Source organism: Brooklawnia cerclae, assembly GCF_011758645.1.
Classification (GTDB): domain Bacteria; phylum Actinomycetota; class Actinomycetes; order Propionibacteriales; family Propionibacteriaceae; genus Brooklawnia; species Brooklawnia cerclae.
Genome location: NZ_JAAMOZ010000001.1, coordinates 2,149,749 through 2,169,521, shown reverse-complemented (window position 1 = coordinate 2,169,521; position 19,773 = coordinate 2,149,749). Strand labels below are relative to the sequence as shown.

The window sequence follows — 19,773 nt, the reverse complement described above, 5'->3', positions numbered from 1 at the left end:
GCCCCACCCCGGAAACTCGCCCACAACCCTCCTGTGAAAGGAGGGGTCTGCATGACCGGAATCGATGACGGCCGCGGTGGCCTGGGTGCTTGGGGTGAACGGCGAGCGGCGGAGCACCTGGAACGGTTGGGGTGGCGGGTGGTGGACCGTAACTGGCGGTGCCCGCTGGGAGAGTTGGACATCCTGGCCCTGGAGCCGAACCCGGATGGCGCGCCGACCGGGGTGGTGGTGGAGGTCAAGTGCCGTGCGGGCACCGGTTTCGGTGATCCCCTGGAGGCCATCACGGAGCAGAAGCTCGCTCGTCTGCGCCGCCTGGCGGCGTCCTGGCGGCAGCAATGCGGGCTGAGGCTCGGTGGGTTGCGGATCGACGCCATCGGCATCGTGAAGGTGCGAGGCGAGGTTTCCCGGTTGCGGCACGTGAGGGGCATCGCATGACCATGGCGAGCGCATGGTCGGTCGCCCTGCTGGGCATGGACGGCACGCTGGTCGAGGTCGAGGCGGCGGTCGGCGCGGGCCTTCCGCGTACCGTCCTGGTCGGTCTTCCGGACGCGGCACTCTACGAGGCGCGTGATCGATGCCGGGCCGCAGTGGCCGGGGCGGGGCTCAGCTGGCCGAACCAGTTGCTGACGATAAACCTGACTCCCGCCAGTCTGCCGAAGGCGGGCAGTCACTACGACCTGGCGATCGTGGCCGCGGTGCTCGGATGCTCCGGAGTCGTTCCCGGCCAGGTCATGTCGACCTCGGTCATGCTGGGAGAACTCGGTCTGGACGGGCGGGTGCGTCCGGTGCGTGGCATCCTGCCGGCCATGATGGCCGCGCGGACGGCGGGGCTGGCGACTGCCATCGTCCCCTCCCGGCAAGTGAACGAGGCACGCCTGGTGACAGGCATGACCGTATGGGGCGTCTCCTGCCTGGACGATCTCGTCGAGGTGCTGCACGGACGGCCCGTCCTCGGACAGGAGACACCGGCGGCGTCCCGGGAATGCGCTGGGCCTGTCGGGCCCGAGCCCGACCTGGCGGATGTCCGTGGGCAGCCGGAGGCGTGCTGGGCGCTCGAGGTCGCCGCCGCGGGCGGACATCACCTTTTCCTGCACGGCTCGCCCGGCGTCGGCAAGTCGATGTTGGCCGAACGGCTGCCGGGCCTGCTTCCCGACCTGACCGACGACCAAGCGCTGGAGGTCTCCGCGGTCCACTCCTTGGCGGGGGCGGTGCTTCATGCGGGTCTGATCCGTCGTCCCCCGTTTGCCAGCCCCCACCACAACGCGTCCATGGCGGCGCTCATCGGGGGAGGGGCGAGGTTGGCCCGACCGGGTGCAATCTCGCTGGCGCATCGCGGGATCCTGTTCCTCGACGAGGCCCCTGAGTTCAGTGCACGGGTGCTGGACGCGTTGCGCACGCCCATGGAGACCGGTGAGGTGACCATCGCCCGGTCGAGTGGGCAGGTGCGGTATCCGGCGCGATTCCAACTCGTCCTGGCGGCCAACCCATGCCCTTGTGGCATGACCGGGGTGCGTGGCGCCTGTTCGTGCACCCCCATGAGCATCCGCCGCTACAACGAGCGGCTGTCGGGCCCGGTGCTCGACCGAATCGACATCCACCATCAGATGCTGCCCGCCATCGCGGCACTGTCGCAGTCGTCCCCGGGGGATCCGACAGCCACGGTGGCGGGCCGGGTCAGCGAGGCCAGGCTCCGCCAGCAGCAACGCCTGGCAGACACTCCCTGGCGGTCGAACGCCGAGGTCCCCGGCTACTTCCTCCGCACACTGCCGGCTCCCCAGGGGATGTCGCTGTTGGACGAAGCGGTGTCGCATGCCAGGCTCAGCGCGCGCGGCGTCGACAAGGTGATGAGGATCGCCTGGACGGTGGCAGACCTTCGCGGCGGCGGGAAGGTGACCCGAACCGACCTCGCCATGGCTCTGGGTCTGCGGCAGGGAGCCTGGGGGTGTGCAGCATGACCAGGTGGGATGATCAGAGACTCGCCCGTGCGGTGCTCGCCCACGTGGTGGGGCCCGGCGATCCGCGTATCGGCCCACTGGTGGCGGCCCATGGGGCCGTGGAGACTCTCGCCGCCATCCGGGCGGTGGCGGAGAGCACCTGGGGCAGACGCGCGACGGGCATCGACGACCACGCGCTGGCCGACCGCTCGGACGCTGTCGGACTGCGCTTCCTCGTCCCGGGCGACGAGGAATGGCCGGGCGTCCTGTCCGACCTCGATGTTTCGGAGCCCGTCGGCGGCATGGGAGGTGCACCCCTGGGGCTGTGGGTGAGGGGGCGGGGTCGCTTGGACGCCTGGGTGGACGTCAGCCTGGCCGTCGTCGGAGCCCGCGCTGCTACCCCGTACGGTGAGGCGGTCGCGACGGACCTGTCCGCCCGGCTCTCGGCCCCGGAGGACGAGGCTGTGACGATCCTGTCCGGAGGAGCCTACGGAATCGATGCGGCAGCCCACCGCGGCGCCCTGGCCGTCGGCGGACGAACCATCGCGGTGTACGCCGGCGGGCTGGACGAGCCCTATCCGCGCGGGAACAGTCGCCTGTTCGAACAACTCGCGTGCGACCAGCTCGTGGTTTCGGAAGTGCCGCCCGATGTCCGCCCGACCCGTGCCGGTTTCCTCGCTCGCAACCGGCTGATCGCCGCGTTGTCCGGAGGGACCCTCGTGGTCGAGGCCGCATTGCGCTCAGGCGCTCGCAACACCGCCTCCTGGGCGGCCTCCTTGGGACGTGTGGTGATGGCGGTGCCGGGGTCGGTGCATTCCGCGATGTCGGCCGGTTGCCATCGGATGGTCACCGATGGGCAGGCCAGCCTTGTCACGGACGCCGTCGATGTCATGGCCCTGTTGGCTCCGCTCGGCACCGTCCCCGAGCCGCTCGACCGGGGACCCGACCGGCCGCTCGACCTGGTCGATCCGAGATTGCTGCGCGTACGGGAGGCGCTGCCGGGCGGCGGCGCGGTGGCTTCGGGGGAGATCGCGGCACGCTGCGGGCTGTCGATCGCGGACGTGATGGGTGCGCTCACGGAACTCGAGGTGCTCGGGTTGGTGAGACGCGACGAGTCGGGGATGTGGCGGCTGCGTCGTCCGGTCGACCGGATCCGGGGCTGAACTGCCGGATCCGAGAGCACCAGCAGCGGAGGTTGACAGCCGTCAATCGGGTTGGACAAGGAGGTATGCAAAGGGTTGCGCGATGGGTTGAAATGGAAAGCATGATTCTTACAGTTCCTGTTACTCCCGAGGGCGATGTCGACCCCCGGTTCGGGCGTGCTCCGGCGATGGCGGTCGCCACCGTGGAAGACGGCGTCGTCGCCGAATGGCAGGTGCACGAGGTGGGTTGGGACGTCCTCCACGACGAGGGGAGCGAGGGACAGCACCACGCGCGTGTCGTGCGTTTCATGCGTGACAACAAGGTGGAGCGAGTGCTGCTCATGGGGGCGGGCCCCGGAATGCTGCGGACGCTGGACAAGCTGGGCCTGAGCCTGGTGCAGGTGCCCCGGATGGATGCGCGCGAGGCCGTCCTGGCGGCGGCGCGCCTGGACCAGTAGGCGTCCCGGCTTCCCACCGAGTGTCCGCCGGGCTCGATGCGGCTGGGGCTGAACAGGACGCTGGCATTAGGCTTGTGCTGCCTCCGTAGCTCAGTGGACAGAGCATCCGCCTTCTAAGCGGCTGGCCGCGGGTTCGATCCCCGCCGGAGGCGCCCCATTCCCGGGAGCCGGATCGGTGTGTGAAACCGCGGAGTGCCCGCGTCCGCCTGCCACGGGTGTCACACTGTCGCCATGGCCCTGCGCACACAGGTGGAGGTGGACGGTCGGCTCATCGAGGTGACGAACCTCGACAAGGTGATGTACCCGGCCACGGGCACCACCAAGGGTGAGGTCATCGCCTACTACCGCGGAGTGGCGCCGTGGTTCGTCCCCCATGCACACGGCAGACCGGCGACGCGCAAACGGTGGGTGAACGGCGTGGGGACGGCGGAGCGCCCCGGCGAAGTGTTCTTCCACAAGAACCTGGAGCCCGGTGCCACCCCCGAGTGGGTTCACACGCGCCCGATCGAGCACAAGGACGGCACGTCGACCTACCCGCTGGTGGACGACGCGGCCACACTCGTCTGGCTGGCTCAGTTGGCCGCGCTCGAGATCCATACCCCACAGTGGCGCTTTGGTCCGCGCGGTGGCGTCCACAACCCCGATCGGCTGGTACTGGATCTGGACCCAGGCGAGGGTGCGGCGCTGCCCGAGTGCGTGGAGACGGCTCACCTCGCCCACGAGATCCTCGACGGCATGGGGCTCGTGAGTGTTCCGGTCACCAGCGGCAGCAAGGGGATACACATCTATGCCGGCCTCGGCGGCACACAGACCGCCGCGCAGGCGACCGAGGTCGCCCGCGAACTCGCCGGAGCGCTCGAGGCCGCCCGTCCCGACCTGGTGACCAGCACGATGACCAAGGCACTGCGAGTCGGCAAGGTGCTCGTCGACTGGAGCCAGAACAACGGCAGCAAGACGACGATCGCGCCCTACTCGTTGCGCGGGCGTCACCATCCCACGGTCGCCGCGCCCCGCACGTGGGAGGAACTGCGCCCCGGTCTGGCACAACTCGAGTTCCCCGAGGTGATCGAGCGACTGAACACCATCGGGGACCCGATGGCAGTGCTCCTGCCGGACGGGGCCTTCAGCCGGGACCGTCTGGCCGCCTATCGCTCGAAGCGGGACGCCGCCCGCACCCCGGAGCCCGTCCCGGTCGCAGGGGAGACGCCTGGCTCACACGTGACACCTGTCTTCGTCGTTCAGGAGCACCACGCCCGGCGTCTCCACTGGGACTTCCGGTTGGAGCACGCGGGCGTCCTGGTGTCGTGGGCACTGCCCAAGGGCCTGCCGCTCGATCCCGGCGACAATCACCTCGCGGTGCAGACCGAGGACCATCCCGTCGAGTACGGCTCCTTCGAGGGCGTCATCCCGGACGGCCAGTACGGCGCGGGACGGGTGACGATCTGGGACGCGGGCACCTACGACCTCGAGAAATGGCGTGACGGCGAGGAGGTCATCGTGACCCTCCACGGTCGCCCGGGCGGCGGGCTCGGCGGCGTCCCACGCCGCTACGCCCTGATCGGCACCAAGCTGGACGGCGACGCGAGGAACTGGCTCGTCCACCTGATGGACGGTGACCGGGTCGCCCGGTGAGGCGGTCGCGGGAATCCCCGAGCGTTCACAGCACCTTGGACAAGAAGTCCCTGGTCCGCGCCTGCACGGGTCTTTCCAGCACCTGGGCCGGTGTGCCCTCCTCGACGATGACGCCGCCGGCCAAGAAGAGCACGCGGTCGCTGACCTCGCGGGCGAACCCCATCTCGTGCGTCACGAGGATCATCGTCATGCCCTGGTGGGCCAGTTCCTTGACGGTGTCGAGCACCTCGCCGGCCATCGCGGGGTCCAGGGCGCTGGTGGCCTCGTCGAACAGCATCACCTGCGGCTCCAGGGCCAGCGCCCGGGCGATGGCGACTCGTTGCTGCTGCCCACCCGACAGATCGGCCGGTCGGTGATCGGCCTTGTCGGCCAGATGGACGCGCACCAGCAGATCCTCGGCGGTGCGCCGGGCCTCGTCCCTGGTCATGCGTTTCAGCTCCACGGGCGCGAGCATGATGTTCTCGGCGACGGTCAGGTTCGGGAACAGGAACAGGTGCTGGAACACCATGCCGATCGCCTGGCGGATCGTGGGGAGATCGACGTTCGCGGCACCGATGTCGCGTCCGTCGAGAAGCACCTGGCCGCTGGTGGGCACCTCCAGTCGGTTGAGGCACCGCAGGAACGTCGACTTGCCCGAGCCCGACGGGCCGATCACGCACACCACCTCACCCTCTGCCACGCGGGTGTCGATGCCTCGCAGCACCTGCTCGTCGCCGAAGTTCTTGCGCAGGTCTCGCACCTCGAGGATCGTCCTGCTAGTGCTGGCGGCGTCGGTCTGGATCACGGTCCGGCCTTTCCGGCGAGCGCTCGTCCCAGTCGCCCGTCTCGTATCCATTGAACCCCGTGGCGGTTCCCGCCGCGACCGAGGAACGGATTCCTGCCAGTGGGGCGCGGTAGTCTTGCGGCCATGACTGCTGACGCCAACACCTGGCGCCCACCGGCCTCGGCGGCACCCGTCCGTGCGACCGGTCGTGGCGCCGCGGATCGCGTCACGAAGGCTCCTGAGGGTCTGGGGCAGGCCGGGCTCGATCACGCGTCCCGGTACCGGCGGCGGCGCAACGGTCTGCTGGCCCGTGTCGGTCAGCGCCGGGGAGTGCTCGATCGCTACCCCCACTACGTGTGGGCGACGATCGTGCTGGTCATGGTGTACACGCTGGCGCTGTTCAGCGTCTACCGGACGATCGGCAGCGGCGTCATCCAGGAAGTCGCCGCGGTCACCCAGGACGCTTACGGGCAGCCCACGATCCTCACCTGGGCGCAGGTCAACGAGGCGTACGGCATCGTGATCCGGCCGGCCGCGTTGACCCTGCTGGCCTACGTGGTGCTGTTCGTCCTCATCGATCGACTGCGCCCGACCACCTGGACGATGAAGCTGCTGGCGCTCGGCTGGGGCGCATGCATGGCCGTCCTCATCTCGCTGCACCTCAACACCTGGGCCGGGGAACTCATGCGCGCCGAGGGGCCGGTCGACGCCGCACAGGGCACCCGGGCGGCCATCTTCTCGGCACCGTTCGTCGAAGAGGCCGCCAAGGCGACCATCCTGTTCTTCCTGGCGATCCTCATGCGGCGGCGCATGGTGGGCGTCCATCAGGTATTCACGCTGGCGGGACTGTCGGCGGTCGGCTTCGCGTTCACCGAGAACGTCGTCTACTACCTCCGTACCTTCCTGTACGCGAGCACGATCTACCAGGTGGATCCCGATCAGGAACTCTCCAGCATCGTCAGCCTGCGAGGTGTGGTGCTGTCGTTCGGGCATCCGCTGTTCACCTCCATGACCGCGCTGGGGATGACCGTGGCGATCGTTAACCGCAGCAAGCTCGTGCGGGTCCTCGCGCCCGCCGCCGGATACCTGACGGCGGCCTTCGGGCACATGGCGTTCAACGGGCTGTCCTCGATGTCCGACAGCATCGCGCCCCTTCTGATCGGTGGCTGGGTCGCGGTCGCGGCCATCCTGGTCTACTTGGGCTTCCGCTATGTTCACCAGGTCCGTACCATCGGGGCCAGGCTTTCCGAGTTCGTCCAGGCGGGGTGGCTGACCCCGGACGACCCGAAGGTGTTCAGCAGCTTCTTCGGCCGCTGGCGTCTCACCCTGGCGGCGTCCCTGCGTGGGCCGCGGGTGCTGGCGAACACGTTGCGTCTGCAGCGCGACCTGACGGAACTGGCCTATGTGAGGGACGCCGAGTTGCGCGGGACGATCGACGCGATGGCGGTGGAGCGCGAGCGTGAGCTCATCCTCGACGTCGACGCCGCCCGGGTCTGGGGCCTCGACCGCAACGAGGGACTGCGCATCGTCCCGCCGGAGTGGGGTCAGCGTTGGGCCGCGTTCCGTGAGCGTCGGCGCCAGGTCCGGACCGCACGGCGGGAGAAGAACGGGCAGTGGGCGCCTCCGCCTCAGTCCGCGACGCCTGTCGGGGCCGGAAACTGGCCGGCTCCCACCCGTTGATGGCGCCTCACCGGCGGGGATGGTGCCTCGAGTGGGGTCAAGGTGCCAGAGTGTGACAAGAGGGGCAGCGCGACGGGAGGGGTGAGCCCATGGATCTGGCCGGTTCGCTGACGGCTCTACGCTCGGCTCTCGACGATGTGCGGCTTCCGCTGGATCTCCCGGACGCGGCGCAGGCGACCGCGTCCGCGCGTCAGATCGTCGCCCAGTTGGACGACTACGTCCTTCCACGCCTGGTCGACCTGGACGCTCCTCTGCTGGCGGTGGTCGGGGGCTCGACCGGAGCCGGGAAGTCGACGTTGGTCAACTCGCTCATCGGCCGGGTGGTCTCCCAACCCGGGGTGATCCGGCCCACGACCAGATCACCTGTCCTGGTTCACAACCCCGAGGACGAGCGGTGGTTCGCGAACGACCGGATCCTGCCGGGTCTGGTGCGCTCGCGGGTGGCCAGCAACGCCGACCAGGCGCTTCACCTTGTCGCCGAGCCGACCCTGCCTCCTGGCCTGGCGATTCTGGACGCACCCGACATCGACTCGGTCGTGGAGGAGAACCGCGCCCTGGCCAGCCAGCTGCTGGATGCCGCCGATCTGTGGCTGTTCATCACTTCGGCCGCGCGCTATGCGGACGCGGTGCCGTGGGAGTTCCTGCAGACCGCCGCCGATCGTGGCGCCTCGGTCGCGGTCGTCCTCGATCGTGTCCCGCCCGCCGCGGTGGGCGTCGTCCCGACGGATCTCGGGAAGATGATGACCGAGCGGGGGCTCGCGGAGGCCCCGCTGTTCGCGGTGCCCGAGACCGTCGTCGATGATCTGGGCCTGCTGCCGGACGCGGCGGTCGCGGCCATCCGTACCTATCTTGCGACCCTCGCCGCCGACAAGAGCGCCAGGGAGAGGGTCGTCCTGCGGACTCTCGACGGGGCCGTCTCGTCGGTGGCCGGGCGTGCACCACAGGTCGCCGACGCCGTGGACGCACAGGCCGACGTGCGTGATCAGTTGGCGAGCGACGCGACCAAGTCGTTCGCCGAGGCCAGCCGGGCCGTGTCGGTGCAGTCGGCCGACGGCACCCTTCTACGCGGTGAGGTGCTGTCGCGTTGGCACGACTACGTGGGCTCGAGCGATCTCCTGCGCTCTCTGGACAGCCAGGTGAGCCGGATACGCGATCGGATCCAGGGCTTTCTCACCGGCAGCGTCCAGCGTGGGGAGCAGGTGGGTGTGGCGGCGGCCGGCGGGCTGGAGGCTCTCATCCTCGAAGAGGGCACCGCTGCGGCCGAACGAGCGACCTCCGCCTGGCAGGGGAATCCCGCCGGACGCCAGATCCTGCGCACGCACCCCGAGTTGACCCGGCCGAGCGAGGTGTTCGCCGAGGCCGCCGCGCGGACGATCCGCGAATGGCAGTCCGATGTGCTGCACCTCGTCGGGGAAGAGGGCAAAGGAAAGCGCTCGGCGGCACGCATCGCGGCATATGGCGTCAACGGACTGGGCGCGGCGCTGATGCTCGTCATCTTCTTCCAGACCGGTGGGCTCACAGGAGCCGAGGGCGGGGTGGCGATCGGCACGTCGGTGCTCGCGCAGCGCTTGCTGGAGTCGGTCTTCGGGGACGAAGCGGTGCGCCGCCTCGCGAGGACCGCCAAGAGCGAGCTCGACGCCCGGGTCGAGGGGCTCATGGCCTCCGAGCTCGTCCGGTATTCTCGTGCACTTGATGCGCTGCCCATCGACCGCGAGCAGGCGGTTGTCCTTCGCTCGGCGATAGCGGGCGTGGAGGCGGCGCATCTCGCCTCGGCGCCCGGTGCGTCCTCGGGGGGCGCGGGCACTCGGCCCGAGCTCGTGGGGCGCGAGGAACCCCCTCAGCTGGCGGCACCGCAGACGAGGGTCCAGCTCAACTCCGTGGCCGATGCACAAGGCGCGGAGTACGTGGAAGCGGAGCTGGTGAACGACGAAGAAGAGCGAGGATGAGCTGATGGCCAAACGTGACCCGGCGTCCAACCTTGCCATGCGTGTGCACAGCCTGGCTGCGGCCGCGGACCTGGCCGAGGGGCGCGTCGACGACGTTGCCGTGGCCGAGGCTCGGCGCGTGACGCAGCAGGCGGATGCCCGCCTGGCCTTCGCGGGCGGCGACACGGTGATCGCACTGGCGGGAGCCACAGGCTCGGGCAAGTCGAGCCTGTTCAACGCGATCTCGGGCACCAGGCTCGCCGAGACCGGGCTGCGACGCCCGACGACGAGCAGGTCGATGGCCGCGTACTGGGGCACCGAACTGCCGAACAAGCTGCTCGACTGGTTGGACGTGCCGCGTCGTCACGTCGTACGAGGCGACGATTCCGCGTTCAACGGGCTGCTCCTCATGGATCTGCCGGATCACGACTCGACCGAACTCACCCACCGCGCCGAGGTCGACCGGCTCGTTCGGCTGGTCGACATGTTCGTGTGGGTGGTCGATCCCCAGAAGTACGCGGATGCCGCTCTGCACAACAACTACCTGAAGCCTCTCGCCGATCACGCCGACGTGATGCTGGTCGTGCTGAATCAGGCCGACCGGCTGACTCCCGACCAGTTGCGCACGACGATGCGTGACCTGCGGCGGCTGCTGGACTCCGAGGGATTGTCCGCGACTCCCTGCGTGGCCGCATCCGCGCTCACGGGCATGGGCGTCGAGGCACTGCGGAAGACCATCGCCGCGTCGGTGAGGGACAAACAGGTGGCTGCGCAGCGGCTCACCGCCGATGTCGTGGGTGCGGGACGCCGGCTTCGGGCGACGCTCGGCGACGGACGCGTGCCCGAGCAGGTACCGGACGCGCGCGTCCGGCAGCTGAGCGACTCGCTGGCAGTGGCTGCCGGAGTGGACATGGTCCAGGAGGCGGTGCTCAAGGCGACGCGGCATCGCGGGTCGATCGCGACCGGTTGGCCCGTGATCGCATGGTTGGGCAGGTTCCGGCCCGACCCGCTGAGACTGCTGCACCTCGATCGGGGCGGTTCGGGGCGCGGGCGCTCGAGACGGGCGCTCGAGCCGGAGCCGGTCACCGTACAACGGACGAGTCTTCCTTCCGCGGGCGGGGTACAGATGGCTCGCGTCGACTCCGCCCTGCGGGACGTGGCGGGGGCGGCTTCCCAGGGCCTGCCGGACTCGTGGGCGCGTGCGGTGCGGGAAACCACGACCTCACGCCGGGGTGATCTGCCCGATCGCCTCGATCGGGCCGTGGCCACCACAGACCTCGGGATGGATCAGGGGCTCGGCTGGTGGCGGGCGGTCAGTGTCGTCCAGTGGATCATCTTCGTGGTGGCACTCGTCGGCGGCCTGTGGTTGCTGGCCGATGTGGTGCTGGCCTACCTGCAGTTGCCCACGATCCCCCGCGTCGCGGTCGGACGTCTGCCTCTGCCGACCGTGCTTCTGCTGGGTGGGGTGGCGGCAGGCGTGCTGGTCGGGCTGGTGGCGCGAGTCGGCGTCGAACTGGGCGCCCGGTCGAGGGCCGCACGCGCCGAGCGTGTGCTCACGCGGTCGGTGGCCAGGGTCGCCGACGAACTCGTGGTCGGGCCGGTGAATCTGGAACTCAAGCGGTTCACCACTGCGCGCGACGAGGTGACGAAGGCGATCGGCTGAGGGGCCGGTGGAGTTTTCCACAGGTGGAACGAATCTGACGCGCACGCCTGCGACACACCCATGATTCGGACGACCGAAAGGAGTCCCACATGGACGCGCTCATCACACTCACCGGAAACCTCGGCACCGAGGTCGATCGCAAGACATTCGAGCAGAAGAACTCCGAGATCTTCACCCGCGCCGAGTTCCGGCTCGCGTGCACGCCCCGCTACCGCCGTGGCAACGACTGGGTCGACGGCACCACCACGTGGGTGACTGTCGTATGCACCAATCGCCTTGCCGACAACGTGTCGGCAAGCCTGGGTAAGGGAGACCCCGTGATCGTCACCGGCAGGCTACGCACCCAGACGTGGACGACCGACGACACCCGACACGAGCGACTGGTCGTCGAGGCATCCTCCATCGGGCACGATCTGGGCCGGGGGACCACCCGGTTCACGCGCAGTCAGGTGCCGCGCCCCGAACCGGCCGAGCAGGACGACCGATGGCAGCAGCCCGACCCCGCGGAGACGCAGGGAGAGATGGAGGAGCGGCTGGCCGGCTGACAGGGCGGAAGAAGGCGCTCGGGAGGTGCGGCATAATGGTGGAGGTCGCCACCCCGCATCCCACGACCGCCCGGTGATCCCGGGGTTTCCGCCTGCGAACGAAGAGGACACGCACGCCGCCATGGCCGAGTACATCTACACCATGCACAACGTCCGCAAGACGATCGGCGACAAGGTGATTCTCGACAACGTCACCCTGTCCTTCCTGCCGGACGCCAAGATCGGCGTGGTAGGTCCCAACGGAGCCGGCAAGTCGACGCTGCTCAAGGTGATGGCCGGAATCGAGCCGATCAACAACGGCGACGCGATGCTGGCGAAGGGCGCGTCGGTCGGCATCCTTCTGCAGGAGCCTCCGCTGACCGAGGACAAGACCGTGCTCGAGAACGTGGAGGAGGCGGTCGCCGAGACCAAGGCGCTGCTCACCAGGTTCAACGAGGTGTCGGAGGCCATGGCCGATCCGGATGCGGACTTCGACACCCTGCTGGCAGAGATGGGGGAGTTGCAGACCGAGCTCGACCACCGCAACGCCTGGGACGTCGACTCCCAGCTCGCGCAGGCCATGGACGCGCTGCAGTGCCCACCCGGTGACACCCCCGTGAACGTGCTGTCCGGCGGCGAGCGCCGCCGTGTGGCCTTGTGCAAGCTCCTGCTCGAGCAGCCCGACCTGCTGCTGCTGGACGAGCCGACCAACCACCTGGATGCCGAGAGCGTGAACTGGCTCGAGGGCCATTTGAAGAACTACCCGGGTGCCGTGCTGTGTGTCACGCACGACCGGTACTTCCTCGATCACGTGGTCGGCTGGATCTGTGAGGTCGACCGCGGGCGCCTCTACCCTTACGAGGGCAACTACTCCACGTACCTGGAGACCAAGCGTAAGCGCCTGTCCATCGAGGGACAGAGGGACGCCAAGCGTGCCAAGATCCTCGAGCGGGAGCTCGAGTGGGTGAGGTCGAGTCCCAAAGCTCGGCAGGCGAAGAACAAGGCACGTCTCGCACGGTACGAGGAACTTGCCGCCGAGGCGGAGCGCGATCGCAAGCTCGACACGAGCGAGATCAACATCCCGCCGGGCCCCCGCCTGGGCAGCCTGGTGCTGGAGGCCGCGGACCTGCACAAGGGCTTCGATGACCGCGTCCTCTTCGACGGGTTGTCCTTCGACTTGCCTCGGGCGGGCATCGTCGGCATCATCGGCCCCAACGGGGTTGGAAAGTCGACGCTGTTCAAGATGATCGTCGGGCAGGAGGAGCCCGACGCGGGTTCCATCCGGCTGGGTGAGACCGTGAAGATCAGCTACGTCGATCAGGGCCGTGCCGGCCTCGATCCCGACAGCAACGTGTGGGAGGTCGTCAGCGACGGTCTCGACTTCATCAAGGTGGGCAGTTTCGAGGTGCCCAGCCGTGCATACGTCGCGTCCTTCGGCTTCAAGGGCCCCGATCAGCAGAAGCCCTCGGGTGTGCTGTCGGGTGGCGAGCGCAACCGACTGAACCTCGCGCTCACCCTGAAGCAGGGCGGCAACCTCCTGCTCCTGGACGAACCGACCAACGACCTCGATGTCGAGACCCTGCAGAGCCTTGAGGACGCGCTGCTGGAGTTCCCAGGCTGCGCCGTGGTGATCTCCCACGATCGCTGGTTCCTCGACCGGGTGGCCACCCACATCCTCGCCTGGGAGGGTGAGGGCGAGGACGGCGATTCGCCGCAGTGGTTCTGGTTCGAGGGCAACTACGCCGACTACGAGCAGAACAAGATCGCCCGGCTCGGTGAGGACGCGGCCCGTCCGCACGCCAGCAAGCACCGGAGGCTCACCCGGGACTGAGCGGGGGATATCGCGCCGCGTCCGCGGGCTCGGAGCAGGTTCACTAGGCTTTCGGGCAGCCCGGTGCGCTGGGCCAGAACCAGCAGATGTCGGCGGGCCGGGTGGAGCCCGGAGACTCGGGCTGCGTGTTGGGAGTTCCGAGTATGCCGATCATGAAAGCCGCGAGACATGCGAACACGGTGGTCCTGATGGGCATATGAACGCCTTGTTCGAAAGGGGAGTCCGTGGCCGGTCCGGGTCGTCGCGTTGGCGCCCATCGCAGCTGCGGTCATCGTGGATCGTCGTCTTGTGCGGCCCTGACCACGACCAGATAGGTGGCCCGAGTCCCCGCTTGGCGCGCAAGGTCCCGGGGACGGGCGTCGGCCACTCTCCCCGGCGATCGGCTGTTGCCCCGGTCGCACGCCGGTAGCCGGAGACGGTATTGGGGTTGATCGTGGGTCGAGTATGACCCACGATCAACCCCAATACGCCGTGAACGCGTCACCGAGGCACGGCACGCAGGGCCGCCGAGCCCTTCCTGTTTGTGTCGGATGTGTCTCCATACCGGTTGAACTTCAAGTCTGGAAGACACGTCTGGTCTGGTGGAGGCTCTGGCTCCATCAAAGCGTGTACTCGCTTGTCAGCGGACTCGGGGCAGTCGCACAACTCCGGCAGTTTGAGAGCGGTACCGCGCGGGTTGGCCCGGGCGCTTCGTGCTGCGGTCTTCCTCGAACCGCACAAGCAGTGTTCCGGTTCACAGATCCCGTCGGGCGAAGACTCTGCACGAGATCAGGCATGAGATCGTCAGCGCCACCACCCCGCCGATGACCAGTAGCGCCGCGGTCGGCCAGGCGTGGCGCATGACCGTATCCAGGACACGGGGGAGTGCATCGACGTTGCCGACCGCGACGACTACGGCTGCGCCGGCGGCGAACACCATCATGGGCGCGTACATCGCGAACGGCCCGAATCCGCCGTGGTATGCGAACGGTGCGGTGATCGCCAGGGTGAGCGCCAGGGCGGCGCCGAGAGCCCCTCCCATCAGGGCGGAGACCTCGATGGGGAGCGGGGATCGTCCGATGGCTCCCAACGGTAGCGGGAGGACGACGGCGATGAGGCACAGCAGGCCCATTGTGATGAACTGGGCCACGACCGTCTGGTCCCGGGTCACCGGCAGGGTGCCGAACAGCCTGGTCACTGCGGTGTTTCCCTCGTTCGGCATGATGCGCAGGGCCAGCACGAGGGGAAGCATGAGCACGAAGGTCCAGGCCATGCTGGTGTCGCGGGTGGCGGCGATCATGAGTGCCGCGATCACGACGAACAGGATGACGATGCGGGCCATGGGGCGCAGCGTCCTGATGTTGAGGCCGACGAGGTTGGGGATGGCGTGGTCCATGTCAGTGTCCTTTGGCGAATCGGACGACGATGTCGTCGAGGGTGGGTGGCTCGACCACGGCGGTGCGTCCGAGAGCCGTGGCCCGGTCGGCGGGCAGCAGGGCATCCCAGCCGGTCTGGTGGCTGCGCAGTCCCAGGGCCACCGGGCGCAGGTCGTCGGGCAGGGGATCGGCGCCCCCGCGGACGATGCGGTAGCTGCCGATGAGCTCGTCCCGGGGCATTGCCGCCGCGACCCGCCCCTTGTCGAGCACGACGACGTAGTCGGCGATGCGATCGAGATCGGTGGTGATGTGGGTGCTGAAGAGCACCGAGTGTGTTTCGTCGGTCATGTAGTCGGCCACGAGGTCCATGAGCTCGCTGCGGGCCAGAGGGTCCAGCCCGCTGGTGGGCTCGTCGAACGCCAGCAGGTCGGTCTCGTGGGACAACGCCACGGCCACCTGGAGCTTCATGCCCATCCCGCGCGACAGTGCACTGACCTTGGTCTGTCCGGGGATGCCGAACTCGTCCAGCAACTTGCCGAATCGGGCTGCCGACCAGGTGGGGTAGAAGGTGGCCAGCGCCCGGCCGACCTCGCGCGCCCGCCATTCCCGCACGTAGGTGGGCGTGTCGAGGACGACGCCGATGCGGTCGCGGCCAGGGGCTTCGACGCGTCCGGCATCGGGTCGTACCATGCCGAGGATCGACTTGAGCGTTGTGGTCTTGCCGGAGCCGTTCGCCCCGACGAGTCCGGTGACGAAGCCCCGGGGAACGGTCAGGTCGAGTGGGCCGAGGGTGAAGGTGGGGTAGTGCTTCTCGAGCCCCGCGACGCGCACCGCCGTGTCATTCATGGGATGTCTCCTGATCGTCCGCACCCAACCCGAGGACGAGGTCGAGCATTGTGTGGAGTTCGGCGTCGTCCACGCCGCCCAGCCGGGCCATGTGGGCCGCGTCCGAGAGGTGGCCCTCGATCTGGCGGAGCACCTGCTCACGCATGAGCTCGGTGTTCCGTGGAAGCACGAAGCTTCCCTTCCCCGGCACGTTGGCGACGTAGCCCTGTTGCGCGAGGTCGGAGTAGGCGCGGGTGGTGGTGATCACGCTGATCTGAAGGTCTCGGGCCAGACCGCGGATCGACGGCAGCGCCTCGCCCTCGGCGAGTTCACCCGACAGGATCGCGGCGCGCACCTGTTGTTCGATCTGCTCGTAGATGGGCACGCCCGACGAGGTGGACAGGACCACGTGCAGCGCCATCGACTCCCCCTCCGCACTGTTGATGTTCATACTGTATATGGACGATATGAACAGTATGGACGGACCGGACCCGGAGGTCAAGCCGGAGACGGGCAGGACGCGAACGGCCGACGGGGACGAGGGTGCGTCCTCGACGGCAACCCTGCTGGATGCGCACCAGTACCCTCAACAGGCAACGGAAAGCGCTTGCTCTGGCGTGTCGATGTGCAGGAATCAGGGCGCTGACCCGCAGGACGCACCCGCGACCGACATCGGGCGTCGTCCGGCGAGGATCGGCAGAGGGAGAACCAGCAGGGAGAGAATCAGTAGTGGGACGCGAGCAACTGCGCCAGGGTGATGGCCTGGCGTCCCTCGAGATCGGCCACCTGCTTGCGGCAGCTGAACCCGTCGGCCAGGACAATCGCATCCGGCCCCGCGGCACGGATCGCCGGCAGCAGGTCGTGCTCGGCCACCTTCACCGACACCTCGTAGTGACCTCGCTCGACGCCGAAGTTGCCGGCCAGGCCGCAGCAGCCGCCCAGGGTGACGACGTCGGCGCCCGTTCGGGCGAGCAGACGGGCGTCCGCGTCCCAACCGAGCACCGACGAGTGGTGGCAGTGCGGCTGGGCCACGATCGTGTGCCCGGCGAGGTCCGGGGGCGTCCAGTCGTCCAACGAGCCGAGCAGCTCGGCCAGGGTGTGGATGCCCCCGGCGACAAGCTGGACGCGGGAGTCGTCCGGCAGCAGTTCGGCGGCGTCGCTGCGCCACACGGCCATGCAGCTCGGCTCCATGCCGACGATCGGAATGCCCTCGGTGGCGATCGGGGTCAGCACATCGAGGGCGTGCCGCAGCTGTCGCCGTGCGCCGTCGAGTTGGCCGGTCGTGATCCAGGTGAGGCCGCAGCACGCGTCCTGTGTGATGATGCGAGGGTCGTACCCGACACTGACGAGCAGTTTCACCAGGGCGGCGAGCTGCCCGCCGGCGAACGCGTCCGTGAACGAGTCGACCCATACCGCGACCGGTCCGCGGGTGGGCGACGTCCGCGGCCGTTCGCCGTGCTCGTGACTCGCCGCCCGACCCGACCGGAACCGTGGCATCGGTCGCCGCTGGTCGACCCCGGCGACGGCGCGGATCACGTGCTTGAGGCCCGGCGTCTGGGTGCCGAGGTTGGCGAGCCAGCCGAGGCGAAGCTTCGTCAGCAGCCGCCCCCAGCGCGGCAGCCAGCCGAGCGCGTAGTGCGAGAGCGGGCGTGGGCGTCCCTTGTGGCGCTCGTAGAGGACGCGGGACTTGTACGCGGCCATGTCGGTGCCCGTGGGGCAGTCATGGCGACATCCCTTGCACGCCAGGCAGAGCTCCAGCGCTTCAGCGACCTCGGGCGAGCGCCAGCCCCCCGAGACCAGCGTTCCGTTGACCATCTCCTGCAGGACGCGGGACCGGCCGCGGGTCGAGTCCTTCTCGTTGCGCGTCGCCTGGAAACTGGGGCACATGACCGCCCCCGAGCGAGTGGTGTTCGCCAGACACTTGCCGACGCCCGTGCACCGGTGAACGTCGCTCGCGAAGCCGGGTGCCGCCAGTGACAGCGGAGACAACCGTGCGTCGGCGATGCGCACCCGCTCGGCGAGCGGATCGGGATCGACGAGCACGCCCGGGTTGAGCAGATTGCCCGGGTCAAAGAGCTGTTTGACCGCGCCGAAGAGACGCAGCGCACCGGGGGAGTACATCAGCGGCAACAACTCGCTGCGCGCGCGCCCGTCCCCGTGCTCGCCCGACATCGACCCGCCGTACTTCGCGGCGAGCTTGCCCGCCTCGACCATGAAGTCGTGCAGCACCTTGGTGCCGCCCTCGGAGTCCAGAGGAAAGTCGATACGGCAGTGGACGCACCCGTCGCCGAAGTGCCCGTAGGGCAGGCCGTGCAGGCCGAAGCGCTCCAGGTTGGCCTCGAAATCGCGAAGGTAGGCGCCCAGCCGGGCGGGCGGAACGGCTGAGTCCTCCCAGCCCGCGTGGGCGCGCTTCTCGAGCGCGACGGCGGCGAGCCCCGCGGCGTCGCTGCGGATGCCCCACAGCCGCGCGGCCTGGGCCGGATCGTCCACGACCCACCCCTCGGTGGCCCCGGAGGCCTCGACGAGCCCCTGGGCGCGTCCCGCGATCTCGGACGCGTCGTCGCCCACCAACTCGATGAACAGCCAGGCGTCACCGACGGGAAGATCGGGCACGGACCGCGGGCCGAGCCGCTCCGCCACGACATTCGACAGGCGCCGGTCCATGCCCTCGCAGGCGGTGGGCTTGAACGGCAGCAGCCGGGGCATCGCATCGGCCCCGTCGGCCATGGTCGGGTAGCCGAGGGCGACGGTGGTCTTGAGCGGGGCGTCCCGGACGAGGCGGACGGTGGCCCTGGTGATGATGCCCAGGGTGCCCTCGGTGCCCGCGAAGAAGCTCGCGACGTCGAAGCCGTGCTCGGGGAGCAGGTGCTCGAGGCTGTACCCCGAGACCTGTCGCGAGAACTGCCCGAACTCCTTGCGTATCGTCGCGAGGTTGGCGTCCACGAGGGTGCGCAGCTGATCGAAGACCCCGCCCCGCAAGCCCGGACGCAGCGTGACGAGCTCACCTGTGCCGGTCACGACCTCCAGTTCGACGATGTTGTCGGCGCTTCGGCCGTAGCCGAGGGCCCGCGGCCCGCAGGCGTTGTTCCCGATCATCCCGCCGATCGTGCAGCGGTTGCTGGTGGACGGATCGGGCCCGTAGCGCCAGCCGTGCGGTTGGACGGCCGCCTGCAGAGAGCTCTGGACGACACCGGGTTCGACCACTGCGGTGCCGGCCTCGGCATCCACCGACAGCACGTGGCCGAGGTAGCGTCCCATGTCGATGACGAGCCCGGGCCCGACGGCGTTACCCGCGCAGGACGTGCCGGCACCTCTACCGGTGATCGGCAGACCCGCCTTCAGCGCGGCCCGCACCACCGTGATGAGTTCGTCGGTCGACCGGGGACGGGCGACGACCTGCGGGACCACGCGATAGATCGATGCGTCGGACGAGTAGAGGGCGCGCGCCAGCGTGGACTCGTCGAGGCAGGAATCGTCCGGCAGGAGATCCCGGAAGGACGCCAGGGTCTGCGACGTCGTGACCGTGGTCGTCATCTGGACGATTCCGCCCCCTCGAGCACAGCCTTCATGGCACGACCGAGCGATTCCCAGTCAGCCGGATCGATCCGGTCGACCAACACGCGCCGCACGGACTCGACATGGTCGGGAGCGGCCGTCTTCAGCAGGTCGAATCCCTTGGTGGTCAGCAGGGCCACGACGCCTCGCCTGTCGTCGGCAGCCGTCTGGCGCTTGATGAGGCCGGCGGCCTCCATGCGTCCCACCGTGTGGGTCAACCGCGACCGCGATTGGTTGGACGCCTCCGCCAGCTGCGACATGCGCGCCTGGTGATCAGGGGATTCGGAGAGGACGACGAGGACTTCGTATTCGTTGAGATCGAGATTGTGTGGGCGCAGGTCAGCATCGAGCTGCTCGTTGATGCGGGCGACCGCGGAGAGCCAGTCCCGCCACACGGTCTGCTGCTCCGCCGAGAGCCACCGTGGTTCCTTGTCCGACATGACGGATAGTGTAGTGAAGACGGTTGAAGCATGAACGAGGGGGGTA

Annotated in this window: 16 protein-coding genes and 1 tRNA gene; 11 read left to right on the top strand and 6 right to left on the bottom strand. The window is 68.9% G+C overall.

What is annotated here, in order from left to right:
* Window positions 1-51: 51 nt before the first annotated feature.
* From FB473_RS10105 to ligD, 6 genes are all read left to right on the top strand, one after another.
* Window positions 52-435, top strand: a complete 384-nt coding sequence (locus FB473_RS10105; RefSeq protein WP_167167012.1) for a YraN family protein — start codon at window positions 52-54, stop codon at window positions 433-435.
* Window positions 432-1,955: a YifB family Mg chelatase-like AAA ATPase gene (locus FB473_RS10100; RefSeq protein WP_167167010.1), complete on the top strand. Its 1,524-nt coding sequence runs from the start codon at window positions 432-434 to the stop codon at window positions 1,953-1,955. Before FB473_RS10105 ends, FB473_RS10100 begins: the two co-directional genes overlap by 4 nt.
* Window positions 1,952-3,097 (top strand): DNA-processing protein DprA, encoded by a 1,146-nt coding sequence (gene dprA, locus FB473_RS10095; protein WP_167167008.1) that lies wholly within the window; start codon window positions 1,952-1,954, stop codon window positions 3,095-3,097. Before FB473_RS10100 ends, dprA begins: the two co-directional genes overlap by 4 nt.
* Window positions 3,098-3,198: 101 nt before the next feature.
* A complete protein-coding gene (locus FB473_RS10090) occupies window positions 3,199-3,534 on the top strand; it encodes a NifB/NifX family molybdenum-iron cluster-binding protein (protein WP_167167006.1) in 336 nt (111 codons plus the stop codon).
* Between the two features lie 79 nt (window positions 3,535-3,613).
* Window positions 3,614-3,686: transfer RNA gene (locus FB473_RS10085), tRNA-Arg, on the top strand.
* A 79-nt stretch (window positions 3,687-3,765) separates the two neighbouring features.
* Entirely contained in the window at window positions 3,766-5,166 is a 1,401-nt protein-coding gene (ligD, locus tag FB473_RS10080; RefSeq protein ID WP_167167004.1) for a non-homologous end-joining DNA ligase, read from the top strand.
* Between the two features lie 25 nt (window positions 5,167-5,191).
* On the opposite strand, the gene FB473_RS10075 is transcribed toward ligD, so the two are convergent.
* Window positions 5,192-5,950 carry an amino acid ABC transporter ATP-binding protein gene (locus FB473_RS10075; protein ID WP_341770086.1) on the bottom strand — a complete coding sequence of 253 codons (759 nt, stop codon included), beginning with the start codon at window positions 5,948-5,950 and terminating at the stop codon, window positions 5,192-5,194.
* Window positions 5,951-6,073: 123 nt separating this feature from the next.
* On the opposite strand from FB473_RS10075, the gene FB473_RS10070 reads away from it, so the two are divergent.
* From FB473_RS10070 to ettA, 5 genes are all read left to right on the top strand, one after another.
* Window positions 6,074-7,609 (top strand): PrsW family intramembrane metalloprotease, encoded by a 1,536-nt coding sequence (locus FB473_RS10070; RefSeq protein WP_167166999.1) that lies wholly within the window; start codon window positions 6,074-6,076, stop codon window positions 7,607-7,609.
* Between the two features lie 89 nt (window positions 7,610-7,698).
* Window positions 7,699-9,555 (top strand): dynamin family protein, encoded by a 1,857-nt coding sequence (locus FB473_RS10065; protein ID WP_167166997.1) that lies wholly within the window; start codon window positions 7,699-7,701, stop codon window positions 9,553-9,555.
* Between the two features lie 4 nt (window positions 9,556-9,559).
* The gene (locus FB473_RS10060) at window positions 9,560-11,197 is read left to right on the top strand and encodes a GTPase (RefSeq protein WP_167166995.1); all 1,638 of its coding nucleotides are present in this window, start codon (window positions 9,560-9,562) and stop codon (window positions 11,195-11,197) included.
* 89 nt (window positions 11,198-11,286) lie between these two features.
* Window positions 11,287-11,742: a single-stranded DNA-binding protein gene (locus FB473_RS10055; protein ID WP_167166993.1), complete on the top strand. Its 456-nt coding sequence runs from the start codon at window positions 11,287-11,289 to the stop codon at window positions 11,740-11,742.
* Between the two features lie 121 nt (window positions 11,743-11,863).
* Entirely contained in the window at window positions 11,864-13,552 is a 1,689-nt protein-coding gene (gene ettA, locus FB473_RS10050; protein ID WP_167166991.1) for an energy-dependent translational throttle protein EttA, read from the top strand.
* A 733-nt stretch (window positions 13,553-14,285) separates the two neighbouring features.
* Here the strand turns inward: ettA and FB473_RS10040 are convergent.
* The 5 genes from FB473_RS10040 to FB473_RS10020 form a co-directional block, all read right to left on the bottom strand.
* Window positions 14,286-14,927, bottom strand: coding sequence for an ABC-2 transporter permease (locus FB473_RS10040; protein ID WP_167166988.1), 642 nt, complete (start codon window positions 14,925-14,927; stop codon window positions 14,286-14,288).
* Between the two features lies 1 nt (window position 14,928).
* Entirely contained in the window at window positions 14,929-15,753 is an 825-nt protein-coding gene (locus FB473_RS10035) for an ABC transporter ATP-binding protein (protein ID WP_167166986.1), read from the bottom strand.
* Complete coding sequence (locus tag FB473_RS10030) at window positions 15,746-16,183, bottom strand: GntR family transcriptional regulator (protein WP_243863527.1); 438 nt, start codon at window positions 16,181-16,183, stop codon at window positions 15,746-15,748. Before FB473_RS10030 ends, FB473_RS10035 begins: the two co-directional genes overlap by 8 nt.
* Window positions 16,184-16,455: 272 nt before the next feature.
* Entirely contained in the window at window positions 16,456-19,266 is a 2,811-nt protein-coding gene (locus FB473_RS10025; protein WP_167166984.1) for an FAD-binding and (Fe-S)-binding domain-containing protein, read from the bottom strand.
* On the bottom strand, window positions 19,263-19,727 hold the full coding sequence (locus FB473_RS10020; RefSeq protein ID WP_167166982.1) for a MarR family winged helix-turn-helix transcriptional regulator: 465 nt from the start codon (window positions 19,725-19,727) through the stop codon (window positions 19,263-19,265). The genes FB473_RS10025 and FB473_RS10020 overlap by 4 nt, the downstream gene beginning before the upstream one ends.
* Between the last annotated feature and the right edge of the window lie 46 nt (window positions 19,728-19,773).